General features: G+C 60.2%; 12 protein-coding genes. 3 read left to right on the forward strand and 9 right to left on the reverse strand.

Annotated elements, in window-relative coordinates; all coding sequences use genetic code 11:
• Window positions 1–115: 115 nt before the first annotated feature.
• The 3 genes from F7R06_RS27455 to F7R06_RS27465 form a co-directional block, all read right to left on the reverse strand.
• Complete coding sequence (locus F7R06_RS27455) at window positions 116–1474, reverse strand: 8-oxoguanine deaminase (RefSeq protein WP_090328800.1); 1359 nt, start codon at window positions 1472–1474, stop codon at window positions 116–118.
• Window positions 1475–1642: 168 nt separating this feature from the next.
• On the reverse strand, window positions 1643–2332 hold the full coding sequence (locus F7R06_RS27460; protein ID WP_090328802.1) for an SDR family oxidoreductase: 690 nt from the start codon (window positions 2330–2332) through the stop codon (window positions 1643–1645).
• Window positions 2333–2355: 23 nt separating this feature from the next.
• Complete coding sequence (locus F7R06_RS27465; RefSeq protein ID WP_090328837.1) at window positions 2356–2706, reverse strand: MerR family transcriptional regulator; 351 nt, start codon at window positions 2704–2706, stop codon at window positions 2356–2358.
• Between the two features lie 82 nt (window positions 2707–2788).
• Here F7R06_RS27465 and F7R06_RS27470 point away from each other — a divergent pair, with 82 nt between their 5' ends.
• Window positions 2789–3229 (forward strand): hypothetical protein, encoded by a 441-nt coding sequence (locus F7R06_RS27470; RefSeq protein WP_090328804.1) that lies wholly within the window; start codon window positions 2789–2791, stop codon window positions 3227–3229.
• On the opposite strand, the gene F7R06_RS27475 is transcribed toward F7R06_RS27470, so the two are convergent.
• From F7R06_RS27475 to F7R06_RS27500, 6 genes are all read right to left on the reverse strand, one after another.
• Window positions 3226–4152 carry an ABC transporter permease gene (locus F7R06_RS27475; RefSeq protein WP_090328806.1) on the reverse strand — a complete coding sequence of 309 codons (927 nt, stop codon included), beginning with the start codon at window positions 4150–4152 and terminating at the stop codon, window positions 3226–3228. The two genes, F7R06_RS27470 and F7R06_RS27475, sit on opposite strands and share 4 nt — an antisense overlap.
• Window positions 4152–5258 carry an ABC transporter permease gene (locus tag F7R06_RS27480; RefSeq protein WP_090328808.1) on the reverse strand — a complete coding sequence of 369 codons (1107 nt, stop codon included), beginning with the start codon at window positions 5256–5258 and terminating at the stop codon, window positions 4152–4154. The genes F7R06_RS27475 and F7R06_RS27480 overlap by 1 nt, the downstream gene beginning before the upstream one ends.
• A gap of 11 nt (window positions 5259–5269) precedes the next feature.
• Window positions 5270–6835, reverse strand: coding sequence for an ABC transporter ATP-binding protein (locus F7R06_RS27485; RefSeq protein ID WP_090328810.1), 1566 nt, complete (start codon window positions 6833–6835; stop codon window positions 5270–5272).
• A 533-nt stretch (window positions 6836–7368) separates the two neighbouring features.
• Window positions 7369–7950: an IMPACT family protein gene (locus F7R06_RS27490; RefSeq protein WP_090328812.1), complete on the reverse strand. Its 582-nt coding sequence runs from the start codon at window positions 7948–7950 to the stop codon at window positions 7369–7371.
• Window positions 7951–7957: 7 nt separating this feature from the next.
• Entirely contained in the window at window positions 7958–8608 is a 651-nt protein-coding gene (locus F7R06_RS27495) for a TetR/AcrR family transcriptional regulator (RefSeq protein WP_090328814.1), read from the reverse strand.
• A 92-nt stretch (window positions 8609–8700) separates the two neighbouring features.
• Window positions 8701–9621, reverse strand: coding sequence for a LysR family transcriptional regulator (locus F7R06_RS27500; RefSeq protein WP_090328816.1), 921 nt, complete (start codon window positions 9619–9621; stop codon window positions 8701–8703).
• A gap of 139 nt (window positions 9622–9760) precedes the next feature.
• Here F7R06_RS27500 and aptA point away from each other — a divergent pair, with 139 nt between their 5' ends.
• Together aptA and F7R06_RS27510 are read left to right on the forward strand one after the other, a co-directional pair.
• The gene (aptA, locus tag F7R06_RS27505) at window positions 9761–11110 is read left to right on the forward strand and encodes an omega-aminotransferase AptA (RefSeq protein ID WP_090328818.1); all 1350 of its coding nucleotides are present in this window, start codon (window positions 9761–9763) and stop codon (window positions 11108–11110) included.
• Between the two features lie 176 nt (window positions 11111–11286).
• Window positions 11287–12780, forward strand: a complete 1494-nt coding sequence (locus F7R06_RS27510) for a CoA-acylating methylmalonate-semialdehyde dehydrogenase (RefSeq protein ID WP_090328820.1) — start codon at window positions 11287–11289, stop codon at window positions 12778–12780.
• Window positions 12781–13303 lie beyond the last annotated feature (523 nt).

The raw sequence follows: 13303 nt of genomic DNA on the forward strand, positions 1-13303 counted from the left end.
ACAAATCCCTTGTGGGAGCGGGCTTGCTCGCGATGAGGCCGTCACATTCAACATGTCTGTCGGCTGACAGTCCGCTATCGCGGGCAAGCCCGCTCCCACAGGGGCGGTGGTCGGATCAGGTGCCTGCGATCAACTGCCGTGCCGCCTGGCTGTGATCGGCAATCAACCCTTTCAGATCCAGCCCTTCGACCTGTCCATCAATCACTCGCCATTTGCCGCCGACCATCACCCGGTCCGCGCGATCCGCGCCGCACAGCAGCAGTGCCGATACCGGATCATGGCTACCGGAGAAGCGCAGCTCGTCGAGCTTGAACAGCGCCAGGTCGGCTTGCTTGCCCACGGCAATCTCACCGATATCGGTGCGGCCCAACAGGCTCGCCGAACCTTTGGTCGCCCAGCCCAGCACACGTTCAGGCGTGATCTTCTCGGCACCGTAGCGCAGGCGCTGGATGTACAGCGCTTGTCGGGTTTCGAGCATCATGTTCGACGCATCGTTGGACGCCGAACCGTCAACGCCAAGGCCAAGCAGCGCACCGGCGTCGGTCAGTTCGATGGTCGGGCAGATGCCGGAGGCCAGGCGCATGTTCGAGCTCGGGCAATGGCAAATGCCGGTGCCAGCCGCGCCGAGGCGGGTGATTTCATCCGGGTTGAAGTGGATGCCGTGGGCCAGCCAGGTACGCGGGCCGAGCCAGCCGACGCTGTCCAGGTAGTCCACGGTGCGCAGGCCGAAGCGTTGCAGGCAGAAGTCTTCTTCGTCGAGGGTTTCGGCCAGGTGAGTGTGCAGGCGCACGTCGAGTTTGTTGGCCAGCTCGGCGCTGGCGGACATGATTTCCGGGGTCACGGAAAAAGGCGAGCAGGGCGCCAGGGCGATCTGGATTTGTGCGCCGTCGCCGCGTTCGTGGTACTCGGCGATCAAGCGCTGGCTATCGTCGAGGATCACCTGGCCTTCCTGCACGGTTTGTTGCGGTGGCAGGCCGCCGTCCTTTTCACCGAGGCTCATGGAGCCGCGCGTGAGCATGGCGCGCATGCCCAGTTCGCGCACAGTTTCGACTTGCACGTCGATCGCGTTTTCCAGGCCTTCGGGGAACAGATAGTGGTGATCGGCTGCGGTGGTGCAACCGGACAGCAGTAACTCGGCCAACGCGACTTTGGTGGCGAGGGCGAGTTTTTCCGGGGTCAGTCGGGCCCAGACCGGGTACAGGGTTTTCAGCCAAGGGAACAACGGCTGGTTGACCACCGGCGCCCAGGCGCGGGTCAGGGTTTGATAGAAATGGTGATGGGTGTTGATCAGGCCCGGCAGGATCACGTGCTCGCGGGCGTCGAACACGTCATTGCACGGTGCCGAAGGTTGTTGACCGAGGCTGAGCACTTCGACGATCACGCCGTCTTGCAGCACCAGACCGCCACGGGCATCGAGACCGTTGGCCGTGAAAATGGCGAGGGGATTTTTTAACCAGGTACGGGTCGCAGGCATGTTGGCCGGCTCCTCTGAAAGTGGGGTTCAGGGTTGCCAGCTCAGTGTTGCCCTGTCTGCTGATCCAGGGTCGCCGGGGAGGCGAGGTGCGAAGTTTCGATCAAAACGGCTTTCCCGGCAAGCCTCGTCCGACAGAGCAACCGGAACCCCTGTGGGAGCGGGCTTGTGTTACCAGGGAATGGTTTCGCCCCGGTAATTCACAAAGTGATGCCCACCCTTGCCGACATACGCATTCACCTGATCAACCAGGCCGCGGGTGCTGGTTTCAACGTCGATGTCGGCGCCTTCGCCGCCCATGTCGGTCTTCACCCAGCCCGGATGCAGCGACAATACGGTCAGCTTCTGCTCGCCCAGTTGCGTGACGAAGCTGTTGGTCATGGAGTTCAACGCCGCTTTGCTGGCCTTGTACAGCGCCAGTTCCGGCGCGTCCGGCATGGTCACGCTGCCCAGCACCGAACTCATGAACGCCAGCACGCCGGTGTCCGGCCGGATCTGCCCGACGAAACGCTGAGCCAGGTTGATCGGCGCCACGGCGTTGGTGAAAAACAGCTGACCGACGTCGGCCAGCGTCGCGCCGCCATTCGGCGTCTGGACGTCAGGCCCCTTGACGCCGGCATTGACGAACAACAAGTCGAACACTTCGCCTTTGAGCTGTTGACTCAATGCGTTGACCTGTTGCGGGTCGTCCATGTCGAGTTTCTCGATCCGCACCTTGCCCAAGGCCTGCAAGGCTGCGGCGTTCTGCGGGTTGCGCACGGTGGCGGTGACTTGCCAGCCGTCGGCCAGCAGGGTTTTCACCAGCCCGAGGCCCAGGCCCCGGGAGGCGCCGATAATGAGTGCGGTTTTTGCCGTGGACATGAGGGGCTCCTTGTTCAGTTGGGTCATGGATTAAGTGGACAGCGTTGACCGAGTCGTTGTTGCAACTCATTGCGCAGTGCGCCGAGTTCAGCCATGCGGGTTTCGATCAGCTTGAGTTTGTCATGCAGCAATTGTGTGACGGCGCTGTCCGGGTCGGGGGACTGCCACAAGGCGGCGACGCTGTTGCCGATCTCGCTGAGGGTAAAACCCAGTCTTTGAGCGGTCTTGATATACAGCACCAGTTGCACCATGTCCGCCGGGTAGTCGCGGTAACCGTTGGCGCTGCGTTGCGCGGCGATCAATCCGCGCTGCTCGTAAAAACGCAACGTGTCGCGGCTGACGGCGCTGGCCTGGGCTAATTCACCGATGCGCATCATGAGGTCTCAAAGGGGCTTGACCCTGGAGCATACTCCAGGCTTTAGCCTTGTTGCTCCCTGAATTTATGGAGCGACGCCGATGTGGACTTCTATGCAATATCGCCGACTGGTGCGCGGCAGTGCCTGGTATGACTTGATCGTGACGGCGGCGTTCGCCACGCCGTGGAGTTTTGCGGCGTTGCATGCGGTGATGGTCAGCGTGAGTCAGGCTTTCGATTTGCCAGGTTCGTTACCACCGTTCGAGCCCGTGCACCTGTTGATGGCCAATCTGTTGGGCTCGATTGTGTGCGTGTGGGCGGTGCTGCGGATACGTGATCCGCAGTTGATGTTCGGTCGGTATGACGCGGCGGGCCGATTCCTGTTTGCGGCCTGGCAGGCTTATGCCTTGGCTCATGGCGCGAGTTCATTGTTGGTTGTTTTCTTGATCTTTGAACTGGCGTGGGGCGTTGCTCAGGTTTTGCCTGTGCGGATGCCATCGTCGGAACGCCGCCCGGAGCAAGCTCGCTCGATCACGGCTTAATGCCCCGCCTGCCACGGCTGCCCCAACGATACAGGCGCATACAACCGGGTGCGCAGCGCATCCCGGGACAACAGCACCAACACCACAATGGTCGCGACATACGGCAGCATCGCCAGCAGGCTCGACGGAATCGCCAGCCCCAATCCCTGTGCCACCAGGTGCAGGATGCTGGCGAGTCCGAACAGGTACGCGCCAAGCAGCAGACGCCACACGCGCCAACTGGCAAACACCACCAGTGCCAGGGCAATCCAGCCGCGACCGGCGCTCATGTTTTCCGCCCACATCGGCGTGTACGCCAGGGACAGATAGGCCCCGGCTAACCCGGCCATCGCACCGCCAAACAACACCGCCAATGCGCGCACACCCAGCACCGGCAAGCCCATGGCGCTGGCCGCGTCCGGGTTTTCCCCGACCGCCTGGATGATCAGCCCGACGCGGCTTTTCAGGATCACCCAGGCCACCAGGGCAAACAGTGCGAACGACAGATACACCAGCAGATCCTGGGCAAACAGCATCCGCCCGATCAGCGGGATTTCACTCAAGTAAGGGATCGCCAGGGGCTCGAAACCCGCCAGTGGTTTACCGACCCACGCAGCGCCGACAAAGGTTGACAGGCCCACGCCAAAAATCGTCAGCGCCAGGCCGGTGGCTACCTGGTTGGCGTTGAACACCAGCGCCACCAGCGCAAACAGCGAAGACAACAGCATCCCGGCCAGCATCGCCAGCAGCACCCCCAGCCACAGGTTGCCGCTGTTGAACGCGACGATGAAACCGATCACTGCGCCAAACAGCATCATGCCTTCCTGGCCCAGATTGAGGACGCCGCTTTTCTCGCAGATCAGTTCACCCAGCGCCACCAGCAGCAAGGGCGTGCCGCAGCGCACCATGGCGTAGAAAATATTGCTCAGCAGATCGATATCCATCACAGCGCTCCTGCGTGTACGACGGTGGAGGGGGCGCGGCGGGACCAGCGCAGGTTCAAACGCGGGCGATAGAGAATCAGCACATCACTGGCCAGCAGGAAAAACAGCATCATCCCCTGGAACAATTGCGTGATCGCCTGGGGCAAATTCAGGCTCATCTGCGCGCTCTCGCCGCCGATGTACAGCAGTGCCATCAACAGGCTGGAAAACAAGATGCCAATGGGGTTTAACCGGCCGAGAAAGGCCACGGTAATCGCCGCATAGCCGTAACCGGGCGACACTTGCGGCACCAATTGACCGATCGGGCCGGTGACTTCGCAAACGCCGGCCAGCCCCGCCAGACCGCCGCTGATCAACAGCGCCAGCCAGATCAGGCGCTTTTCGCGAAAGCCGACGAAACCAGCCGCGCGTTTGTCCAGCCCAAGCACTTTGATCTGGAAGCCGACGAAGCTTTTCTGCAACAACACCCACACCGCCACCAGCGCGAGCAGGGCGAAATACACCCCGGCATGCACTCGCCCATTCTCCATCAGCAACGGCAGGCGACTGGCATCGCCGAACATTGCCGACTGCGGAAAGTTGAAGCCTTCCGGGTCTTTCAGCGGGCCGTGAACGCAATACAGCAAGAGGTTCAGGGCGATGTAATTGAGCATTATGCTGGTGAGGATTTCATTGGCGTTGAAGCGCGTGCGCAACCACGCGGTCAGCCCGGCCCATGCGGCGCCGGCCAGCGTGCCGCTGCACAGGATCAGCACCAGCGCCCAACGGCTTTGCATATCGATGATGTTCACCGCCAGCGCACTGCCGGCCAGCGCACCGAGCAACAGTTGGCCTTCGGCGCCGATGTTCCAGATCCGCGCCTGATAGGCCACCGCCAGGCCCAGCGCGCAGAGCAGAATCGGCAAGGCCTTGACCAGCAATTCGGACACGCCATACCCGTCGCTGACCGGTGCGATCAGCAAGGTGTGCAGCGTCGGCAGCGGATCATGCCCCAGGGCGATGAACAGCAGCGAGCCACAGCCCAACGTCAGGACGGCTGCCAGCAACGGCGAGCACCACAACATCAGGCGCGATTGCTGGCCACGGGGTTCAAGGGAAAGCAGCATGTGACACTCCGTTAAAGCGTTGCGGATGCAGGGGATTGAGGGGCGTCGAAGCGGCCGGCCATCCAGCCGCCGACATCGATCAGGCGGGTGTCGACCGTGGCGCGCAGTGGCGACAGTCGTCCGCCGCACAGGGCGGCGAGGCGGTCGCTGATCTGGAACAACTCGTCGAGGTCTTCGGAGATCACCAGGATCGCCGCCCCGGCATCGCGCAAGGCAATCAACGCCCGGTGAATGGTGGCGGCGGCACCGACATCCACGCCCCAGGTCGGGTGCGCGGCCACCAATAGTTTCGGTTGCTGAAGGATTTCCCGTCCGAGGATGAATTTCTGCAAGTTACCGCCAGACAGGCTGCGGGCCGAGGCATGGCTGTCCGGTGTCTTGACCCCGAAGCGACGGATGATTTCTTCGGCCAGCGCTTCGACTTTGCCGCGCTGCACCAGGCCGTTACTGACCAGCCCTTGTTGAAATGCCGTGAGCAGGGCGTTATCCGCCAGACTCAGCTCCGGCACGGCACCGTGGCCAAGGCGCTCGGCGGGGACGAACGCCAGGCCGCGCAGGCGTCGCGCATCGGGGCGCAAATGGGCAACAGCTTCATTGCCGAAACGGATCGTTGTGCCGTCGTCTCGGCTCAGCTGTTGTTCACCGCTGAGCAGGGCCAGCAATTCGTCCTGGCCATTGCCAGCCACCCCGGCGATGCCGACGATTTCGCCGCTGCGCACTTCAAGGTTGATGTTCTTCAGTGAACAGCCAAACGGGTCCGGGTTGTGCCAGGACAAGTCCTTCACCCTCAAAAAGGCGTCAGCGCCGCGCACCTTTGGATAATCGGCGATCAGCTCGGCGGCCTCGCCGACCATCAACCGCGCCAATTGCGGGTCTGAGCATTCGGCCGGCACGCAATGCCCGGCCACCCGCCCGCCACGCAATACGGTCGCGCTGTGACACAGGGCGCGGACTTCGCCGAGTTTGTGGCTGATGAACAGAATGCTGCAGCCCTCGGCGGCGAGTCGGCGCAGGGTGACGAACAGGTCATCGGCCTCCTGTGGGGTCAACACCGAGGTGGGTTCGTCGAGGATCAGCAAGCGGATGTCCTGCATCAGGCAGCGAATGATTTCCACCCGTTGCCGTTCGCCGATGGACAGGCTGTGGACAAGTCGCTCCGGTTCCAGCGCCATGCCATAACGCTGTGAGACTTCACGAATCTTCGGTTCGAGTTGCTTTGGAGTGCCGGCCGCCTTGCCCATGGCCAGCGCGATGTTCTGCGCCACGCTGAGGGTTTCGAACAGCGAGAAATGCTGGAACACCATGCCAATACCGAGACTGCGGGCCTGGGCCGGATTGCGCATGTTCACGCGTTGCCCCTGCCAGATCAGTTCCCCCGCGTCGGCGTGGACGACGCCGTAGATGATCTTCATCAGCGTACTTTTGCCCGCGCCGTTTTCGCCGAGCAGGGCGTGAATTTCTCCCGGCGCGATGCTCAGGTCGATGTCATCGTTGGCCAGGCAGCCGGGATAGCGTTTGCTGATTCTGCGCAGTTGCAGACGAGGCGTTTGAAGGGGATCTGACGCGGGGTTGGGCATGACAGGCTCGATGCGATTGGACTTGTGCCTGTGGATAAAGCAATTTTCTGGCCATTGGGTCAGGAAATATTCAAACCGGTATGAGTGAAGGCGTTGAGCCCGCCGCTTCGCTCGGCATCCCCTCTTATTCGGCACCACTTAAGGGCAAAGCCATTGATCAGGCTCCGGTTTCGCTCGTCGGTATTTGATCAAAATTTGAGCAGTTGAGCGTAAGCCATGTCCGGTATGGGGCCGCGACAGCCATGAACGGGTTATCCACAGATTGCTCCACAGTATTTGTGTGCAAGCTCAATGGGAGGGCATAAGCGCAGGGCGGCTATCTTCCAAAGGTACTAAACCACGCTAACTATTTGTTTTTACGTGGATTTAGCGTTTTGGATCACAAATTGGACGAAAAATGAGCAAAGCCCGCAAAGCCGCATGATAGAAGGGTTACAGCGGTATGTGCTCAGGTTATCCACAGCCGGGTGCACAGCAGATGTGGGCAAGTATGGAATAAGTGGAAAAGCGGCGTGCCCCAAAAGATTGCAGCCTCAACGCTGCAACAAAATGCGTCCGCGACTCAAATCGGCAAGCTGCGATTGCAGGGTGTCAATATGCTCTGCACCGACCGCCAACTGCAGTTCAACGCCATTGGCAGTGAAGCTTTCTTCCACCACCAGGCCACCAAGTTCCGCGACCCGCAGCTTCACCAGGGCCAACTCACCAAAGGCACAGGCGCAACTTAATGGCACCCGGCTGATCAACTCGATCTTCGGTGCCGCTTGCAGACATTTGTTCGCACCGCCGCCATACGCCCGGGCGAGTCCCCCGGTGCCCAGTTGAATGCCGCCGTACCAACGAATCACCAGCACCACGACCTGGTCACAATCCTGCGCTTCGATTGCGGCCAGAATCGGGCGGCCAGCCGTGCCGCCCGGTTCGCCGTCGTCGGTGCTGCGGTACTGATCACCGATTTTCCATGCCCAACAGTTGTGCGTGGCATTCAAGTCGCTGTGTTGCTCGATGAACGCCTGGGCTTCAGCGGGACTGGTGATCGGTGCGGCGAAGGTAATGAAGCGGCTTTTGCGAATCTCTTCGCGATGTTCGCAAAAACCACTGAGGGTAAAAGGCATAGGTGTCTTAAATAGTCGGAGTCAGGCCGCAGCCCTTGAGGATGATTCGGATCAGGTTATTGCCGGCGTCTTCCATGTCCTGCCTGGTCAACTTGCTGCGCCCGCTGACACGGCAAATCTGGGTGGCGAAGTCGGCGTAATGCTGAGTGCTGCCCCACAGCAGGAAGATCAGGTGCACCGGATCGACCGGGTCCATTTTGCCTGCGTCGATCCACGCTTGAAACACGGCGGCCCGGCCCTGGAACCAGGTGCGATAGTCCTGGTTGAAATACTCGGTCAGGCATTCTCCACCGCTGATGACTTCCATGGCGAAGATGCGTGAGGCCTGCGGTTGGCGCCGGGAAAATTCCATTTTGGCGCGGATGTAACGGGTCAGGGCTTCAGCCGGATCGTCCTCGGCGGTCAAGGTGTTGAAGGTGCTGTCCCACAATTGCAGGATGTTGCTCAGCACCGCCACGTACAAACCGAGTTTGTTGGTGAAGTAGTAATGCAGATTGGCCTTCGGCAGCCCGGCATTCAGGGCGATGGTGTTCATGCTGGTGCCTTTGAACCCGTGACGGGCGAACTCGTCTTCGGCGGCTTTGATGATGGTCTCTTCGTTCTTCTGACGAATGCGGCTGGTGGGTTTGCCACCGTGGGCTGGGACTTCAAAGGTCATAGGCACTTCCGAACAGGTAGGTGGGTGCAACCAATGCGTTGATAGCGCACCCATGGGCTCCAGACAAGCCCCGTCGCAGGATTTGCGTTTGTTCAGCGCGTGGCGGCCAGGCTTTCGAGGAAGCTTTCCAGCACCAGATGAGGGCGGCGGCCTTTGCGCGTGACCGAGGCGAGACTCAGGTCATAAAACCGCGCGCTGGGTTTCAGGGCACGCAATCGGCCTTGTTGCACCCAGAGGCTGGCGTAGTGATCCGGCAAGTAACCGATGTAGCGCCCGGTCAGGATCAGGAACGCCATGCCTTCGCGGTCGGAGGCACTGGCGGTGCAGTTGAGCGCCTGATAATGGGCCTGGATTTCCGCCGGTAAACGAAAGGTAGGGGCGATGGCGTCCTGGCTGTTGAGGCGCTCATCATCCAATTGCTTGTCATCGACATAGAACAGCGGATGGCCGACCGCGCAGTAGAGCAACGAGCGTTCGCTGTACAGCGGCTGGTATTCCAGACCCGACAACGCACTCGCCTGCGGCACCACGCCGACGTGCAGGCGACCGTCGAGTACACCTTGTTCCACTTCGTTGGGCGCGATCATGCGGATCTGGATTTGCACGTCCGGGCCGCGCTCTTTCAGTTGCGCGAGGGCGTGGGTGATACGCATGTGGGGCAGAGTGACCAGGTTGTCGGTCAAGCCGATGGTCAATTCACCGCGCAAGTGCTGGTGCAGGCCATTGACCTCGGTACGGAAACTTTCCAGTGCACTCAATAGCTGCAATGCCGATTGGTAGACCTCGCGCCCTTCCTCGGTCAGGGAAAAACCGGCGCGACCGCGTTGGCACAGGCGAAGGCCCAGGCGCTGTTCCAGGTCGCTCATCTGCTGGCTAATGGCCGAGCGCCCGATGCCGAGCACGCTTTCAGCCGCGGAAAAGCCGCCACATTCGACCACGCTGCGAAAAATCCGCAACAGGCGGATATCGAAGTCGCTGACTTGAGCCAGTGGATCGGGACGGCGAATGCTCATGCGGGCTACTCGAATGTTTAGTGAATGGCAGACTGAAGGTTACAAAAGTTGCATTTCACCGACTTTATCGCCGTGGCAACTTAGCTGCAACAACGGTTTTCAATCCCTACGCCGCTTATTGCCTTGCGAGGTTTCGCTCATGAACTTGCCCGAAAACGCCCCGACTTCTCTGGCCAGCCAGCTCAAGCTCGATGCTCACTGGATGCCGTACACCGCCAACCGTAACTTCCAGCGCGATCCGCGTCTGATCGTCGGCGCTGAGGGCAGTTGGCTGATCGATGACAAGGGCCGCAAAGTCTATGACTCGCTGTCCGGTCTGTGGACCTGTGGCGCCGGGCACACCCGCAAGGAAATCCAGGAAGCCGTCGCCAAGCAACTGGGCACCCTCGACTACTCGCCGGGCTTCCAGTACGGCCATCCGCTGTCGTTCCAACTGGCGGAAAAAATCACGGATCTGACGCCGGGTAACCTGAACCACGTGTTCTTCACCGACTCGGGTTCCGAGTGCGCCGATACCGCCGTGAAGATGGTGCGTGCTTACTGGCGCCTGAAAGGCCAGTCGACCAAGACCAAGATGATTGGCCGTGCCCGTGGCTATCACGGTGTGAACATCGCCGGCACCAGCCTCGGCGGCGTGAACGGCAACCGCAAGCTGTTCGGCCAGGCGATGATGGACGTCGATCACTTGCCGCACACATTGTTGGCGAGCAATGCGTTCTCCCGTGGCATGCCGGAGCAGGGTGGTATCGCCCTGGCAGACGAACTGCTGAAGCTGATCGAACTGCATGACGCGTCGAACATCGCCGCCGTATTCGTCGAGCCAATGGCCGGCTCCGCTGGCGTGCTGGTTCCGCCACAGGGTTACCTCAAGCGTCTGCGCGAAATCTGCGATCAGCACAGCATCCTGTTGGTGTTCGACGAAGTGATCACCGGTTTCGGCCGTACCGGCAACATGTTCGGTGCCGACACCTTTGGCGTGACCCCGGACCTGATGTGCATCGCCAAGCAAGTCACTAACGGTGCGATCCCGATGGGCGCGGTGATTGCCAGCTCCGAGATTTACCAGACCTTCATGAATCAGCCGACCCCTGAATACGCGGTGGAATTCCCGCACGGCTATACCTATTCCGCACACCCGGTGGCGTGCGCCGCGGGCCTGGCAGCACTCGACCTGTTGCAGAAGGAAAACCTGGTGCAGAGCGTGGCCGAAGTCGCACCGCATTTCGAAAATGCGTTGCACGGTCTGAAGGGCACCAAAAACATCATCGACATCCGCAACTTCGGCCTGGCCGGTGCGATCCAGATCGCTCCGCGTGACGGCGACGCCATCGTGCGTCCGTTCGAAGCGGGCATCGCGTTGTGGAAAGCCGGGTTCTACGTGCGCTTCGGCGGCGACACCCTGCAGTTCGGCCCAACCTTCAACAGCAAGCCGCAAGACCTTGATCGTCTGTTCGATGCGGTGGGTGAAGTGCTGAGCAAAATCGACTGATTTTGAAAAAAACTTGTAGGAGCGAGCTGGCTCGCGATGGACGTAAACGATGAGGAGGGTCGCCTGGATGAACGCGGCGCTCTCTCGTTTTTCGCGAGCAAGCTCGCTCCTACATATATAGGTAATTGGCAGGTGCCTCTCGATGGGCGCCTGTGGACAACTTTTCAGGAGCTTCCATGAGCGTTATTCCGCATTTGATCAATGGCGAACTGGTGACCGAGAACGGTCGCGCGGTTGATGTGTTCAACCCATCCACGGGCCAGGCTATTCACAAGTTGCCACTGGCGACCCGCGAAACCATCCAGAGCGCCATCGACGCCGCCAAGGCTGCATTCCCGGCCTGGCGCAACACGCCTGCAGCCAAGCGTGCCCAGGTGATGTTCCGCTTCAAGCAACTGCTGGAGCAGAACGAAGCCCGCATCGCTCAATTGATCAGCGAAGAACACGGCAAGACCCTGGAAGATGCGGCCGGTGAACTCAAGCGTGGCATCGAGAACGTCGAGTTCGCTTGCGCGGCGCCGGAAATCCTCAAGGGCGAGTACAGCCGTAATGTCGGGCCGAACATTGATGCCTGGTCTGACTTCCAGCCGCTGGGCGTAGTGGCCGGTATCACCCCGTTCAACTTCCCGGCCATGGTTCCGCTGTGGATGTATCCACTGGCGATCGTGTGCGGCAACTGCTTTATCCTCAAGCCTTCCGAACGTGATCCGAGCTCGACGCTGCTGATCGCACAATTGCTGCTGGAAGCCGGCCTGCCTAAAGGCGTGCTGAGCGTGGTACACGGTGACAAAACTGCGGTGGACGCTCTGATCGAAGCGCCGGAAGTCAAAGCGCTGAGCTTCGTGGGGTCGACGCCGATTGCCGAATACATCTATGCCGAAGGCACCAAGCGCGGCAAACGCGTTCAGGCGCTGGGCGGGGCGAAGAACCACGCGGTGCTGATGCCCGATGCGGATCTGGACAATGCCGTCAGCGCACTGATGGGCGCAGCTTATGGTTCCTGCGGCGAGCGTTGCATGGCGATTTCGGTGGCCGTTTGTGTTGGCGACCAGGTGGCGGATGCGCTGGTGGCCAAACTGGTACCGCAAATCAAGGCATTGAAAATCGGTGCCGGCACCACTTGCGGCCTGGACATGGGGCCTCTGGTCACTGGTCAGGCGCGCGACAAGGTCAGCGGTTATGTCGAAGACGGCGTTGCAGCCGGCGCGAAGCTGGTGGTCGATGGCCGTGGCCTGAGCGTGGCCGGTCACGAGGAAGGCTTCTTCCTGGGTGGCTGCCTGTTCGATAACGTCACCCCGGAGATGCGCATCTATAAAGAAGAGATCTTCGGGCCGGTACTGTGCGTGGTTCGAGTGAACAGCCTGGAAGAGGCCATGCAACTGATCAATGATCACGAGTATGGCAACGGCACCTGCATCTTCACCCGTGATGGGGAAGCGGCGCGGTTGTTCTGCGATGAGATCGAAGTCGGCATGGTCGGCGTCAACGTGCCGTTGCCGGTGCCAGTGGCTTATCACAGCTTTGGTGGCTGGAAGCGTTCGCTGTTTGGCGACCTGCATGCTTACGGTCCGGATGGTGTGCGCTTCTACACCCGTCGCAAGGCCATCACTCAGCGTTGGCCGCAGCGTGCGAGCCACGAAGCTTCGCAGTTCGCATTCCCTAGCTTGTAAGTAGAAGGGGATAGAAGGCCGACCCATTGGGTCGGCCTTTTTGTTTTCAGGGCTTTTTTGACCTATATGACGAATTTATGAAAATAGGTGTTGACGGCGAATTTTAGAAGCCTATAATTCGCCCCACTTCCGGCGCAGTCGAAACGGAAAACTCCTTGATAAACAATGAGTTACGCAGTTTTCGGCAGCGGGTTGCTTCAGGTCATCGAAGTCGAAAGGAGGTTGAAAAAGAGGTGTTGACAGCAGCGAGTAACGCTGTAGAATTCGCCTCCCGCTGACGAGAGATCGAAAGCGCAAGTGGTTGAAGTTGTTAAGGATTTCTTGAAAACTTCTGAAAATAATCACTTGACAGCAAATGAGGCTGCTGTAGAATGCGCGCCTCGGTTGAGACAAAGCTCTTAACCAACCGCTCTTTAACAACTGAATCAAGCAATTCGTGTGGGTGCTTGTGGAGTCAGGCTGCTAGTCAACAGATTATCAGCATCACAAGTTACTCCGCGAGAAATCAAAGATGTAACCAACG

The sequence above is a fragment of the Pseudomonas moorei genome (assembly GCF_008801475.1).
In the GTDB taxonomy this organism is placed as follows: Bacteria; Pseudomonadota; Gammaproteobacteria; order Pseudomonadales; family Pseudomonadaceae; genus Aquipseudomonas; species Aquipseudomonas moorei.

Excerpts from the sequence above, each read along its gene's own strand:
- F7R06_RS27455 (WP_090328800.1), bottom strand. The coding sequence starts at position 1,474 with ATGCCTGCGACCCGTACCTGGTTAAAAAATCCCCTCGCCATTTTCACG.
- F7R06_RS27460 (WP_090328802.1), bottom strand. The coding sequence starts at position 2,332 with ATGTCCACGGCAAAAACCGCACTCATTATCGGCGCCTCCCGGGGCCTG.
- F7R06_RS27465 (WP_090328837.1), bottom strand. The coding sequence starts at position 2,706 with ATGCGCATCGGTGAATTAGCCCAGGCCAGCGCCGTCAGCCGCGACACG.
- F7R06_RS27470 (WP_090328804.1), top strand. The coding sequence starts at position 2,789 with ATGTGGACTTCTATGCAATATCGCCGACTGGTGCGCGGCAGTGCCTGG.
- F7R06_RS27475 (WP_090328806.1), bottom strand. The coding sequence starts at position 4,152 with ATGGATATCGATCTGCTGAGCAATATTTTCTACGCCATGGTGCGCTGC.
- F7R06_RS27480 (WP_090328808.1), bottom strand. The coding sequence starts at position 5,258 with ATGCTGCTTTCCCTTGAACCCCGTGGCCAGCAATCGCGCCTGATGTTG.
- F7R06_RS27485 (WP_090328810.1), bottom strand. The coding sequence starts at position 6,835 with ATGCCCAACCCCGCGTCAGATCCCCTTCAAACGCCTCGTCTGCAACTG.
- F7R06_RS27490 (WP_090328812.1), bottom strand. The coding sequence starts at position 7,950 with ATGCCTTTTACCCTCAGTGGTTTTTGCGAACATCGCGAAGAGATTCGC.
- F7R06_RS27495 (WP_090328814.1), bottom strand. The coding sequence starts at position 8,608 with ATGACCTTTGAAGTCCCAGCCCACGGTGGCAAACCCACCAGCCGCATT.
- F7R06_RS27500 (WP_090328816.1), bottom strand. The coding sequence starts at position 9,621 with ATGAGCATTCGCCGTCCCGATCCACTGGCTCAAGTCAGCGACTTCGAT.
- aptA (WP_090328818.1), top strand. The coding sequence starts at position 9,761 with ATGAACTTGCCCGAAAACGCCCCGACTTCTCTGGCCAGCCAGCTCAAG.
- F7R06_RS27510 (WP_090328820.1), top strand. The coding sequence starts at position 11,287 with ATGAGCGTTATTCCGCATTTGATCAATGGCGAACTGGTGACCGAGAAC.